This window comes from Thermodesulfovibrionia bacterium (assembly GCA_030646035.1).
Lineage (GTDB): Bacteria > Nitrospirota > Thermodesulfovibrionia > UBA6902 > UBA6902 > JACQZG01.
This window is the reverse complement of sequence record JAUSMY010000046.1, coordinates 57,473-69,846: the sequence shown is the minus strand read 5'-3', so window position 1 is coordinate 69,846 and position 12,374 is coordinate 57,473. Positions and strand designations below refer to the sequence as shown.

Annotated in this window: 12 protein-coding genes; 1 reads left to right on the top strand and 11 read right to left on the bottom strand. The window is 46.6% G+C overall.

Translation table 11 applies throughout. The features are described from left to right. The first annotated feature begins 49 nt into the window (after positions 1 to 49). Positions 50 to 1,402 carry a sigma-54 dependent transcriptional regulator gene (locus Q7U10_07260; protein ID MDO8282406.1) on the top strand — a complete coding sequence of 451 codons (1,353 nt, stop codon included), beginning with the start codon at positions 50 to 52 and terminating at the stop codon, positions 1,400 to 1,402. 2 nt (positions 1,403 to 1,404) lie between these two features. Here the strand turns inward: Q7U10_07260 and Q7U10_07255 are convergent, their stop codons facing one another. The 11 genes from Q7U10_07255 to gspD are packed head-to-tail and all read right to left on the bottom strand — an operon-like array spanning position 1,405 to position 12,238. Next, positions 1,405 to 2,061 (bottom strand): hypothetical protein, encoded by a 657-nt coding sequence (locus tag Q7U10_07255; protein MDO8282405.1) that lies wholly within the window; start codon positions 2,059 to 2,061, stop codon positions 1,405 to 1,407. Further along, positions 2,058 to 2,648 (bottom strand): GspMb/PilO family protein, encoded by a 591-nt coding sequence (locus Q7U10_07250; GenBank protein ID MDO8282404.1) that lies wholly within the window; start codon positions 2,646 to 2,648, stop codon positions 2,058 to 2,060. Before Q7U10_07250 ends, Q7U10_07255 begins: the two co-directional genes overlap by 4 nt. Beyond that, positions 2,632 to 4,188: a PilN domain-containing protein gene (locus Q7U10_07245; protein ID MDO8282403.1), complete on the bottom strand. Its 1,557-nt coding sequence runs from the start codon at positions 4,186 to 4,188 to the stop codon at positions 2,632 to 2,634. The genes Q7U10_07250 and Q7U10_07245 overlap by 17 nt, the downstream gene beginning before the upstream one ends. After that, entirely contained in the window at positions 4,169 to 5,146 is a 978-nt protein-coding gene (locus tag Q7U10_07240) for a type II secretion system protein GspK (GenBank protein MDO8282402.1), read from the bottom strand. Before Q7U10_07240 ends, Q7U10_07245 begins: the two co-directional genes overlap by 20 nt. 14 nt (positions 5,147 to 5,160) lie before the next feature. Continuing rightward, positions 5,161 to 5,754, bottom strand: coding sequence for a prepilin-type N-terminal cleavage/methylation domain-containing protein (locus tag Q7U10_07235; GenBank protein MDO8282401.1), 594 nt, complete (start codon positions 5,752 to 5,754; stop codon positions 5,161 to 5,163). Continuing rightward, positions 5,738 to 6,127 (bottom strand): type II secretion system protein, encoded by a 390-nt coding sequence (locus Q7U10_07230; protein MDO8282400.1) that lies wholly within the window; start codon positions 6,125 to 6,127, stop codon positions 5,738 to 5,740. The genes Q7U10_07235 and Q7U10_07230 overlap by 17 nt, the downstream gene beginning before the upstream one ends. Beyond that, the gene (locus tag Q7U10_07225) at positions 6,105 to 6,584 is read right to left on the bottom strand and encodes a GspH/FimT family pseudopilin (protein ID MDO8282399.1); all 480 of its coding nucleotides are present in this window, start codon (positions 6,582 to 6,584) and stop codon (positions 6,105 to 6,107) included. The genes Q7U10_07230 and Q7U10_07225 overlap by 23 nt, the downstream gene beginning before the upstream one ends. A 9-nt stretch (positions 6,585 to 6,593) precedes the next feature. Beyond that, on the bottom strand, positions 6,594 to 7,037 hold the full coding sequence (gene gspG / locus Q7U10_07220) for a type II secretion system major pseudopilin GspG (protein MDO8282398.1): 444 nt from the start codon (positions 7,035 to 7,037) through the stop codon (positions 6,594 to 6,596). A 52-nt stretch (positions 7,038 to 7,089) separates the two neighbouring features. After that, positions 7,090 to 8,310: a type II secretion system F family protein gene (locus Q7U10_07215; GenBank protein MDO8282397.1), complete on the bottom strand. Its 1,221-nt coding sequence runs from the start codon at positions 8,308 to 8,310 to the stop codon at positions 7,090 to 7,092. Further along, positions 8,310 to 10,034 (bottom strand): type II secretion system ATPase GspE, encoded by a 1,725-nt coding sequence (gspE, locus tag Q7U10_07210; GenBank protein MDO8282396.1) that lies wholly within the window; start codon positions 10,032 to 10,034, stop codon positions 8,310 to 8,312. Before gspE ends, Q7U10_07215 begins: the two co-directional genes overlap by 1 nt. 17 nt (positions 10,035 to 10,051) lie before the next feature. Then, positions 10,052 to 12,238 carry a type II secretion system secretin GspD gene (gene gspD / locus Q7U10_07205; protein ID MDO8282395.1) on the bottom strand — a complete coding sequence of 729 codons (2,187 nt, stop codon included), beginning with the start codon at positions 12,236 to 12,238 and terminating at the stop codon, positions 10,052 to 10,054. Positions 12,239 to 12,374: the final 136 nt, after the last annotated feature.

The window sequence follows — 12,374 nt, the reverse complement described above, 5'->3', positions numbered from 1 at the left end:
TTTCAGGTCAGGATGTATAATTAATAAACCTCATTATATAAAAAACGATATGGCGAACTTTCCAAAAGCAAAGATACTTGTAGTAGATGACGAAGAGAGCATACTGGAGACCGTTTCCGGAATTCTTGAAGATGAAGGCTATGAAGTCGCCACAGCCGCTTCAGGAAAAGAGGGCATAAGGCAATTCAAGGAAACCTCGCCTGATGTCGTGCTGCTCGATGTCTGGCTGCCTGACACCGACGGTCTGGAGGTCTTAAGAAGCATTAAGGAAGATGCTGACGCTGTATCAGTGATAATGATATCAGGCCACAGCAACATTGAAAAAGCGGTCGAGGCGATCAAGCTGGGCGCATACGACTTTCTTGAAAAGCCGTTGTCTCTCGATAAAGTGATAATCCCCATAAAAAATGCGCTTGAAAAGCAGAGGCTTGAGAGGGAGAACATAGAGCTAAGAAACACTATCTCAAAAAAATGGGAGATCATCGGCGAAGGCCCTGCCATGAAAACTATTAAACATGAGATAGCAACAGCCGGCGCCTCTCAAAGCAGGGTCATAATATACGGCGAGAGCGGGACCGGCAAGGAACTGGTTGCCCGTTCGCTTCATGAGGCGAGCGACAGAAAGGACAGGGATTTCATCGAGGTTAATTGCGCAGCCATACCGCAGGAACTGATCGAAAGCGAACTCTTCGGGCATGAGAAAGGCTCTTTCACCGGAGCTTCTGACAGGAAAAAAGGCAAGTTCGAGCTTGCAAACAGAGGCACCCTCTTCCTCGATGAGATCGGGGACATGTCAATGACAACACAGGCAAAGGTGCTCAGGATAATAGAGACCCAGGAGTTCCAGAGCGTAGGCGGGAGCAAAAATATCAAGGTGGATGTGAGGATAATCGCTGCTACAAACAAAGACCTTCTTAAAGAGATCAAGAACGCAAATTTCAGGGAAGACCTTTATTTTAGGCTGAATGTCATACCCATACATATGCCGCCTCTCAGGGAGAGGAAAGAGGATATACCACTGCTTGTCGATCATTTTCTCGCCAGCCTTGCAAGGCAGTACGGGCAGAAGAAGAAGGTAATTAGCAAGCCGACGCTGAACTCGCTCATGGGCTATGACTGGCCGGGAAATGTAAGAGAGCTCAAAAACACCATCGAGCGTTTTGTCATAATGAATCCTACCGAGATCATCGATGTTGTTGACATCCCTTCGGCAAAAAGCTCCGGTATCGACATGTCAGGCGACAGGACATTAAAAGACGCCAGGGAAGAATTTGAAAAAGAGTTCATCCTGAAAAAACTGCAGGAGAACAACTGGAACATCTCAAAGACCGCCGAGATACTTGAGATTGAAAGAAGCAACCTTCACAGAAAGATGAAGGCGTTAGGAATAGAGACCCCATAGGATCATTTAATAACGTTGGGGTCTTCCTCAGAGTCCTCCGCACGCGTCGGAGTCTCTACCTTAGGTATTAGCTTACGATCCATAGTATCTCCCACACGTGTCGGAGTCTCTATCTTAGTATTTGGGTCAGGCATTATCTTACGCTCCCTTATAGTCGAAGTCGGGATTGTAGTCTTAGTTGCGCCCTTATCATCTCTCAGCTTTATTTCTATCGTCTCGTCACCCCTTAACAGGACGACCCCTTCCTCATGTATATCTTTTATCACAAAGTCTCCTATCGTATCATTGATAAAGTAGCGCTTTGTGTTCTTTGTCTCAGGGTCCTTAAGCATGGCGGACTTACTGCTGCCTATGATCAAAGTACCGAAGAGCTTTGGAACCTCGCTTGATACCGCCTGCCCTAAGACATTGTCAGTTTTTTTGACCGGCAATGCCCTTGTAGGGCTGAATATGTTCCTGTCTGATATCACCTGAAAAACCGGCTCCCCGGGAAATCCGATCTTAGGTGCTATCGGCACGCTTTCCTGTTTAACTTCCGCAGGCCTGGCCTCTAAAGGCAGATCAACAGAGACCCTGAGTGCATTAAAAGCCTTTAAGCCGAGAAAGCTTATCAATATAAGCAGCACAAGATTTATAAGAAAATAATTTCGGAATATCATTTCTCTTTTTTAACCGCCTCTTCATCTGCAGGCTTCTTGATAAAGCCGGTTATCACCAATGTAATATATGTATCTTCAGGATTATTTGCATTAGTCACCCTTGCTTTCAGATCTGTGACATTAAGCAGAAGCGCAGACACTCTGAGCCTGTAAAGAAAGCCCTTCAGCTTTTCCGTATCCGAAATAAAACCTATCTCAACCGGAACACCAAGATAATAGCCGGCGTCAACAGCCGCAAGTGTGCGTTCAGACTTCATATCGATCTGCAGGGAAGTGAGCATATCCTTCAGAATGCTCTGAAGTTCGGCAGCCGCGACCGGCGGCTTATTACCATTCAGCAGGGACTTCTGCCCTGTTGAGGCGCTCTGCTTTATATTGTCCAATTTCTCCTGAAGAAGTCCCATGTCAGACAGGTTCTTCATCTGCTTTTGAAGCATCATCTGCTTCGCATCGGTCAGGTCGGCCATCTCCGTTTTGATATCCCCGTACCATCCCGTGATCCAATAAATAATTATCAGAACGGCCAAGACCGTACCTGTAATAAAAACCCTCTTCTCCCTTGCGCTGACTCTAAATGGCAGGTTCATTATTTGTCTCCACTACAGGTTTTACAATGTCAGATTCATCATTTGCCGCCACAACGGGTTTAATAACAGAGGCTTTTATCTTGAATCCCTCTTTATCCTTCGTCTTGTTTATAGACCCTACAAACTGGACATTCTCAAACATTGGAGAAGCCTCTAACAAAGATATAAGTTTTGAAGCTGAATCCGAATACCCGCCGATAATAAGCTCACCCGGGGCATTTTCCTTGTCACTGTGAATGGCCTTGCCATACTGCAGGTTGGATATCCATGTATCATCCGGCAATATTTTTGAAAGCTCAGCCAGCACTTCGATAGTTAAATCGCTTCCCTCAACAGCAGCCAGAAAATCGTCCTGTTTCCTGTAGGATTCCAGCTCGGCGGAAAGCGCCCTGTATTGGATGATCATAGGCTCATTCTTCTTTATTTCTTCGTCTATCCTTTTAAGCAATCCCCTCAGCTTCAAAAACTCCGATGCCCCAATAAGAACAACAAGGGATATTGCAATACATGCTAATATCTTTGCCGCAAAGGAGGCACCCCTGTTCTTCTCATAGTCAAGCTTATGAGGAAGTATATTTATCCTGTATCTTCCTATGCCGAGCTCGCCGAAACAGCCGCCCACGGATGGGGCAAGATCCTTTGCATCTTTAGAACCCGATGCGCCTGAAAAACGCGGAAGCGCTTTAACCGCGACCGTAACTGCTCCAATCCTGGAGGAGAGGTCACCGGCAAGCCTGGGGAATACAGAGTCATCACCTGAAACGATCAGCTTTTTATATCCTTCAAGGTCAAGCTCGGTCTTTATCTCAGAAAGATAGCTGTCGATATCGCCGGATAAAACATCTGAAGCATCACCTGAACCGCAGGGGAATGACCTGACACGCAAAGCGTAACCATTTCTGATAACAGCAAGGCTGGCCCCTGCTTTATCAATATAAAGAGAGACATTTGTTTCGCCCTTCTGCGCCAGATGCCCGGCTCCAGGCTTGATACCTATGACGCTCTTCCAGCCGCCTGCATGAATACCGCCAAGTTCAACAGAATTAAGCACGGCAAATGAAGAGACAGTTATGCCTTGCGGCTCCAGGGAAAGCTTCTTGAGAAATTCACGCACCTTTTCAGCCCTGTTCTTCTGTACGGTCACAAAAACAACAGTACAGGTTGAATCTGTCTCTTCGACTACCTGGAAATCATAGAGCACAGTATCCATATCAAAGGGTATGTGGCGCTCGATCTCATACTTCATCATATTGGGAAGCGCCTTTCTGCCCCTGCCTTTTGTAGACGGTACATCTGCGAACTTGATAAGCGCCCATCTGTCAGGGATAGTGACAAAGACCCTGCCTGCTCCGGCGGCGTTCTTCTTAACATATCCCCTGATGGCGGCTATCGTTATATCATCATCCTTAAAAGGAAATGATGATGAAGACAGCAGCCTCATGCCGGATAACCCGTTCTTCAGTATTGATACTGTAAGCGAGTCATCCCTGAACTCTACTCCTGTAAAGACACCGAAAAGCTTATCCAGCATAGTTATCATTCCAGTATAATGTCTCCAGCCCTTTAGCTGTCTTCTGCGCGGTCACCTTTATGCTCCTCTTTATCGTGCTGTCCCTGTTAAAGCCTGTCGAAATGATCGTAAAGTAATTCGATGTCACCTTGCCCCCTGGAACTGCACTCGGTATTAAACCTGCATTCAGCTGACTTTTTATATTATTCGCAGTATCAAATCCAAAGACAGCCTCAAGCACCCCGGATACTGAAGTGCTGAGAGTTATCTCGTTCGAGCCCCATACAGTGAAATAGTCCTTGATCCCTTGATATTCGTTCTCTCCGCCTGTTGCGCCTGAGCCGTAATATATCTCCGGGGTGACCCCTTTCACAAGCAGCAGCTCCTCAACAGCATCAAAGTTATCATCCTTGCAGCTGTAAGGAAGAGGCAATGACCGGTAATATTCTTCCTCTGCCCCGTTTATCATATGCAGGCTGTTAGGGTCGCGCCAATCAATGATAGAGTCAACAACGATATCCGTTATTTCTGTCTCAACACCTGTGTTCTCAATTATATACCTCAACTGGGTTACAGAAGCTGTATTAAGATTAAGTTTTCCGCTCTCATCAATAATAGTATATTTAAAACTTCCTTTGCCAAGCTGGACATCCCTCTTAAAGATGAAACCCTCGTCAGCGCCGTTATTTAAATCCCCGCCCTGTTTTTCGAAAGAGAGAACCCCGTCCCCGTCAAAATATACATAAGCATCACCCGGCACAGACATTATCTCAACCTTCGCCTGTTCAAAGCCGGCAAGCGCCAGCTGGTAAGCCTCCTCCTCCTCTTTGAAGTTGCTGGTGATCTTCAGCTCGGTCCTCATGGTGTTGGAGAACTCGGCAACAATAACAAGCAGCATGACGACTATCCATATCACAAGTATGAATGCCGCGCCGCCCTTCTCATTCAGAAGAGGATTGATTTCAGCCTTCTCAATCTTATCACACATTACAGGAACCATCATCATTTAAGCCTTAATGAGGCAGGCATCGTAATTATAAACGGCTCGAACGGGTCTATCTCAACCCGTACAGCTTCAGGGAAGCCCTCCCATGACTCCCATGACTGAAGCCACTCCTCCTCTTCAGGGGAGAAGTAAGAGAAAGTGACCTTACCTATCTCAGGGTCAAACACCTCTTCATCACCTGATATCTTGTCATGAAACTCCTTGTCCGGAAGAGGCCCCTCCTTATAGTAAAGCACGCCGTCCTTATAAAAATATCTCACCCATTTAAAGCCTGAAGAGGATGCGTCAGTAAGGGCGGTGACAAACATTAAAGAGTCGCTCTCTCCTTCAAATATCACTGCCCTCTCATCTTCAAACATCATCCAGTAAGGATAAGCTGACTTTATCTGCTGTGAGATCAGGCCGGATAATATCCTAAGCTTCTGTGTCTGGGCTGTCTCGGATTCTCCCCTTTCCCAGGCATTCATCCCAAGCCTGAAAACACTGCCCACTACCAGAGTAACAATGCTCATTATCGTCATGGCAAGCAGGATCTCAACCAGCGTAAATCCGTTACAGTTTAATCTCCCTGCATTATGTCGCCTCATCATTGGTCAATGCCTTTAAGCTGACAAGCTCTATTGAACTCTCCTTTGTAACCGCTGTTGTCCATGATATCTTTACCTTCAGCTGCCATAAGTTATACCTTGCCTCTTCAGAAAACATATAAGGGACAAGCTCCGCCTCCCACTTGAAACCGTCATCAAAATCCCCGCTGCCTGCTTCAGGCTTAAAAGAAAGCTCTTCCATCTTTTCCTTTGCATGAACCATAGCCCTCGTATAGTCACACGATGACCTGCTTGCCCGCAGCCCTGCGGAAAAGAGGCGCATCACCATTACAAGGCATATCGACATGATCGCTACCGAAACGATCACCTCGATAAGGGTGAACCCCCTGCTTCTACAGTTTCGGATTGTCAACATTGACCCTCCCGGTGAGCCTGCTGACCGATATAACATATCTCCTGCTGTCATTCATGATCTCTATCACCCCTGCTGATGAACTGCCCTGGGGAGTAAATTCTATCTGAAAGAGGTTCGGCACTATTTTGTTATACGTGATCCGCCGCAGATCCTTGGGCAGATCCTTTTTAAGGCGCAAGTTCTCAAGGTCTTCCTTTTTGTCGATCCCGGCATCATACAGTCCGTATGTCATGGTCACATTATTTACTATAAAAAAATAAGATCTCTTCTCTGATATCGCACGGCTTCTTGCAAATCTCAGAGACGCTGATATCTCTCTCGCTGCCTTCTTGATCTCAGCGCCGCCGGACTTCTTGCCCACCACTATACCGGTGACACCCGCCGCTATACCCATGATCAGCATTACAATAACAAGCTCAACAAGTGTGAAGCCGCTTCGGGAGGGATCAGGTCTCATATTACAGGCCTAATTGGCCTTCCAGCTGACTATGTCGGCATTATCCCCTTCGCCGCCTTCTGTAGCATCTGCGCCGTAAGAATAGATATCATAGTCGCCATGGCTTCCGGGTGATACATAATGATATGGGTTCTTCCACGGATCAGTGGGGACTTCTGACTTCTTAAGATACGGGCCGTTCCATTCAGGAACACCTCCGGGCGAGGTGATCAAAGCAGCAAGCCCCTCTGAGGTAGTTGGATAATGCCCTACATCAAGGTAGAAGGAATCAAGCGCTATCTCAAAATAGCTGATCTGTGTAGCTGCCGCCTTATTCTTGGCCTGCCCTATCTTCCCCATGAACCTCGGCAGAACAATAGCTCCCAAAAGGCCTAATATCACCATAACCACCATCAGTTCAAGAAGGGTAAACCCTTTTGTCTTCTCTGATCTTTGCTTTGATATATTCTCCATAATAACCTCCGATATTTATTTTATATAAGCCTTGATAGAATTCATCTCAAACCTAAAACGGCAATTCATTAATGGTCAGCATTGCAAGAAGTATGGAGATCAGTATAAAAGTAACTATGACTCCCATAGCAAGTATCAGGATCGGGCCGAAAAGCGTAAGCAGCCGCTTCGTAGTTATCTTGACCTCTATATCAAAGCGTTCGGCTATCTTGATGAGCATATGGTCGAGCTTGCCGGTATCCTCTCCTATGGTAACCATGTGAACCGCCAGCGTGGGGAATATATCGTTGTTTCTCAGAGGCTCGGATATGCCCCTCCCTTTTCTAACAGACTCCCTTACTGATGCTATTATACTGGACATCTTTTCGCTCCCAAGCGCTCCGCCGACTATCTGCAGCGAGTTCAAGATCGGTACGCCGCTTGCCAGCAAAGTCCCAAGTGTCCTTGCAAAACGTGAGACTATGATCTCCTTGAAAAGCTTGCCTATAACGGGCAGCTTGAACCTGAAAGAATCCCACCACCTCTTCCCAGGCTCGCTCTTCAGATAAGCCCTTGCTGTCACAAAAGCTGCTGAAAGGAGCAGCAGAAATGCCCACCAGTAATTCCTGAACCAGTTGCTGACAACAAGCAGTATCTTGGTAGGCAGCGGAAGCGTTGCTTCCATATCGGCAAATATCTGCGTGAACATCGGCACTACGAATGTAAGCAGGATTATGATAGTCCCGCTTCCAACCACAACAAGTATTGCAGGATAAATAAGAGCAGACTGCACATCATCTTTCATCGTCTGAGTACTCTCAAGGTATGATGTCATCTTTGATATGGTATCTTCAAGAAATCCTCCGGCCTCTCCGGCCCTTACCATATTGACGTAAAATGCAGGGAAAACCAGGGGGAACCTTGAAAGCGCGTCTGAAAAGGACTTCCCGTTCCTGACATGGTTGAGTATCTCGTCAACTATATCTTTTAATGCCTTCTTCTCTGTAAGTTCCGACTGGATGGAGAGAGACTTCTCGAGGGGGAAACCAGCTTCAAGAAGTACACCGAGCTGGTATGTGAAGTTCATCAGGTCCTTACTGCCGACACCTGATGTTACAGGAGTTAAAAGTTTTGATAGAATTCCTTGTGTTCCTTCTTTAGCTTTATCAACCTTTAAAGGGAAATAGCCCATCTCCTGGATGCGCTGTACAGCAGTGCGTTCATCATCAGCCTCGATCGTGCCTGTGATGTCCCTGCCGTCTTTTGTGGTCGCGTCGTAAGAGTAAGTCCCCACTAACTACCCTCCTGCGTCACCCTCATGACCTCTTCTATGGTAGTGATCCCTTCCCTGACCTTCTGCCATCCGTTCTGAGAAAGGGTCTGCATACCTCCTGCTATCGCCTTATCTCTTATAACATCAGAGCTTGCCTTATCAAGTATCATCCTTCTAATCGCCTCATTCACTTTCATCAGTTCAAAGATACCTATCCTGCCTCTGTATCCGGTCTGCCTGCACTCTCCGCAGCCCGCGCCATGATAGGCAGGTGCATCGCCAATATTGGGCCTGACCTTATCCATAAGCTGGACAGGAGGGGTAAAGACCTCTTTGCATGCAGGACAGATGACCCTGACAAGCCTCTGCGCAAGAACACCTATAAGAGATGACGAGACCAGAAACCCCTCTATGCCCATGTCAAGAAGCCTTGTTACAGCGCCGGATGCGTCATTAGTGTGTAGTGTACTGAATACAAGATGACCGGTCAGCGCGGAATGGATGGATATCTCAGCTGTCTCTATATCCCTTATCTCACCGACCATGATAACATCAGGGTCCTGACGCACAATATGCCTGAGCCCGTTGGCAAAGGTGAGCCCTATCTTCGGGTTGACCTGTATCTGGTTTATGCCGTCGGTCTGGTACTCGATAGGGTCCTCTATCGTTATTATCTTTTTGTCTTCGGAATTGATCTTGCTCAATGACGCGTAAAGAGTGGTCGTCTTGCCGCTTCCGGTAGGGCCGGTGACGAGTATCATTCCGTAGGGAGTTGTGATCATGCTCATGTAGTCCTGGAGCGTCTTTTCAGGAAAACCGAGATACCTGAGGTCTATCAAAGAGGCTCCGCTGTCAAGTATCCTCATGACTATGCTCTCGCCATGCGCCGTTGGCATGGTCGATACCCTGAGGTCTATCTCCCTGCCTGATACCCTGAGCTTTATCCTTCCGTCCTGCGGAAGCCGCACCTCGGCGATATTAAGCCTCGACATTATCTTTATCCTTGAGATGACCGCTGCCTGTATTCTTTTCGGCAGCAGCTCCACCTCGCTCAATGCGCCGTCTATCCTGTATCTGACCTTTACATTATTCTCAAAAGGCTCTATATGAATATCACTCACCCTGCTCTCAACAGCGCGGGTCAGGACCATATTGACAAGCTTTACTATCGGCGCCTCAAACGCCATATCCCTTAAGTGATGGACATCTTCATGCATCTCAACAGCATCTGTCTCTACATCTTCCTCCCGCATCCCCTCCATAATGCTGGTCATATGCACGTCTGTGCCAAAGTACTGCTCTATCGCTTCCATGATATCCTTCCCGCTGCTGAGCACTATCTCCAGCTTTTTGTCGGAAAAGCTCATTATGGAACTGAGAGCATACTCATCAAGAGGATCAGCCATAGCGAACCTGATTGAATCAGCGCCTGAACCTATAGGAACAAGATTGTACTCCTTCATGAACTTTACGGTAGGGTAATTATCTTCAGGAAGCATCTTGGGGAATTGGGTGAACTTGATAAACTGCAGGCCAAGCTGGGAAGCAAGCGCCAGCAGCATGTCATCCTCAGCAATAAACCCGAGACTAATGAGAATCTCGCCGATGCGGCGGTGGTTCTTGCCGAGGGAAGACTGCTCCTTCAATGCTATACTCAGCTTCTCCGGAGTTATAAGATTTTTTTCGACAAGTGTTTCGCCCAGCAGGCTGTCACTCTTTTTTATTAATGAATTTCTGAGTGCCATGAAGTGGAGTTATCCGGCTATTCCCGGGTGTAAGGTTTGAATATATCTGAACTGATATCTTCCTTCTTAACCGACTTCTTAAGGTTTTTAAGCTGACTCACAAAATCACTGGTAACCATATCCGCTTCAGTGCTGTTCGTCACAACATGAGGGGTCAGGAAGATAACAAGTTCGGTCTTGCTCTTTGTCATGGTAGTATAGCGGAAGAGGCTTCCGAGATAAGGTATTGCACTCAGGAGCGGAATGCCCTGGTACCCCTTTTCATTCCTCTCCTTTATTATCCCTCCTATTAAGATGCCCTTGTTATCCGGCACAACTACAGATGTCTTTGTAAGCCTTGTTGAGAAAGAAGGGTATGTATAACCTTCTGGTCCGATAGATTGGTCAGCCCCGGTATCAGAGACCTCCTGCTCAACATTGAGAACGACCGTCTTTTCATCATTAATACTCGGCTTTATCTTGAGCTTTATGCCGACAGTCTTATACTCGATATTCTGTGTAGCTGTAGTTGTCCCGCTTATCGAGGTGGTGCTTGTGGCTATGGGTATGTCACTGCCGACCTCTATGCTCGCCTCCTCCTTGTCTCTGACCAGAAGCCTCGGGCTTGAGAGAATATTGAGCTTTGTCGTGCTTGCAAGCGCGTGTATCATCGCTGTGATCCGGCCCGGATCAAAGAGTATTAACGAAAGGCCGCTGTTCCCGGCAGCCCCCAATGTTGGCAATGCCGTTCCTAATGGAGGAATTTTTGCACTGTTCTGCACAAGCCCTTGAGCATCCGGAGATGTAATGCCTTCGATATTAATATTGCGCAATAAAGACCACTGAATCCCAAACTGGTTATCATCATCAAGATTGACCTCGGCTATGACAACCTCAATAAGAACCTGTTTCGGATACATATCAAGCTTCTTGATCGTATCGCTGATCTCCTTGTATACTCCCGGCGAGGCGAGTATGACAAGCGAGTTTGTCGACTCAAAAGTATCAATCTCTACCCTGCCGGATGATTCGACTGTCGACTGTGACAATGATTGTGCCGTGCCGGATTTGGTGGTTGGAGTTGCATCTTTTTTTATCTCTTTTGGGGGGGCGGATTCCCCTACTGTGGGTATCGAAGCGCTTTTCTCATATATCGTCTTCAGGACAGCGGCTATCTTTTTTGCATCGACGTTCTGCACATTGTAAACAAATATGTTCTGGCCTGTAGTGACCTCGTCATCAAGCTTATGTATCCATGCCTCAATCGTCTTTAAAAGTCCCGGGCCTGAGGAGAAGACAACAAGGCTGTTGAGCCTTTCAATAGGTATAATGGAAAGGCCTTCCCTGCCTATATTCAGCGCGTTTATGATATCGAGCAGTTCTTTGGAAAGGGTGGCGACATCAGAGTTCTTGAGCCTGTAGAACGACATCCTCGTATCCTTGAAAGCATCGACATCAACCTCATCTATGATCCTAAGGACATTCTTTAAGTTTGATGCAAGGTCGTTTATGATGAGCATGTTAAGCCTCGGGTGCGGAGTGATAGACCCTACCTTTGAAATCATATCCTTGAGCAGTCCTGACATATCCTTAATAGGGATATGTTCCAGATATATAAGCTGTGTTATCAGCCTGTCACCGTAAGGGACTGTCTTCGCATCTTTGTACTGAAATATCTCAAGCGGGTTCTGCCTCGCCTCAGAGCTCGGGAGCACCTTGAAGAAACTGCCTGACTTCACAAGCGACAAATTGTTGACCTGAAGGATAGTTTCAAAGACCGAGAAGACCTCGCTGACAGGTATCTTCTCTGCAGAATGGATAGTTATCTTGCCGGAGACATTTGTACCGAGAATAAAGTTAACTTTGGTTATCGCGCTTACAGTCGCAAGGATATCCTTGATGTCAGCGTCATCGAAATTCAGGATCATGAATTCTTCCTCTTCAGCCTTCTCGCCTGGCTTTGTGAAGAATGACCTGACCTGATCGGGAGTCATGTTTGAAGGAGGAAGAATAGGCGGCAAGGCCGGCCTTTCGTTCAGGAGCTGTTCCTGCTCAGTAAGTACCTCTTCAGTAACTACATCCTGTGTTATGGCCTTATCTTTTAATATCTGGCCTTCAGTTTCTGAAGCAACCTGAACTTCTGCAACAGGCTCCTGTGCAAAACCGATCAATACTGAAGAGAACAGAAAAGACAGGACAGTAAATATAATTAATAGTCTTCGCATTATTATCATAAGTATATAACACTATTTATTTAAAAAAAAGTATAGCAGATAGTTCAGTGCCATATCAAATTATTTTAGATCCATTACGGCAAATTGACCATGAAGGCAAACTGTTTTACGGTTACAAACGTGAATA

Bases quoted from the DNA above. Each gene is read 5' to 3' on its own strand.
- Q7U10_07260 (MDO8282406.1), top strand. From the start codon at position 50: ATGGCGAACTTTCCAAAAGCAAAGATACTTGTAGTAGATGACGAAGAG.
- Q7U10_07255 (MDO8282405.1), bottom strand. From the start codon at position 2,061: ATGATATTCCGAAATTATTTTCTTATAAATCTTGTGCTGCTTATATTG.
- Q7U10_07250 (MDO8282404.1), bottom strand. From the start codon at position 2,648: ATGAACCTGCCATTTAGAGTCAGCGCAAGGGAGAAGAGGGTTTTTATT.
- Q7U10_07245 (MDO8282403.1), bottom strand. From the start codon at position 4,188: ATGATAACTATGCTGGATAAGCTTTTCGGTGTCTTTACAGGAGTAGAG.
- Q7U10_07240 (MDO8282402.1), bottom strand. From the start codon at position 5,146: ATGTGTGATAAGATTGAGAAGGCTGAAATCAATCCTCTTCTGAATGAG.
- Q7U10_07235 (MDO8282401.1), bottom strand. From the start codon at position 5,754: ATGATGAGGCGACATAATGCAGGGAGATTAAACTGTAACGGATTTACG.
- Q7U10_07230 (MDO8282400.1), bottom strand. From the start codon at position 6,127: ATGTTGACAATCCGAAACTGTAGAAGCAGGGGGTTCACCCTTATCGAG.
- Q7U10_07225 (MDO8282399.1), bottom strand. From the start codon at position 6,584: ATGAGACCTGATCCCTCCCGAAGCGGCTTCACACTTGTTGAGCTTGTT.
- gspG (MDO8282398.1), bottom strand. From the start codon at position 7,037: ATGGAGAATATATCAAAGCAAAGATCAGAGAAGACAAAAGGGTTTACC.
- gspE (MDO8282396.1), bottom strand. From the start codon at position 10,034: ATGGCACTCAGAAATTCATTAATAAAAAAGAGTGACAGCCTGCTGGGC.
- gspD (MDO8282395.1), bottom strand. From the start codon at position 12,238: ATGCGAAGACTATTAATTATATTTACTGTCCTGTCTTTTCTGTTCTCT.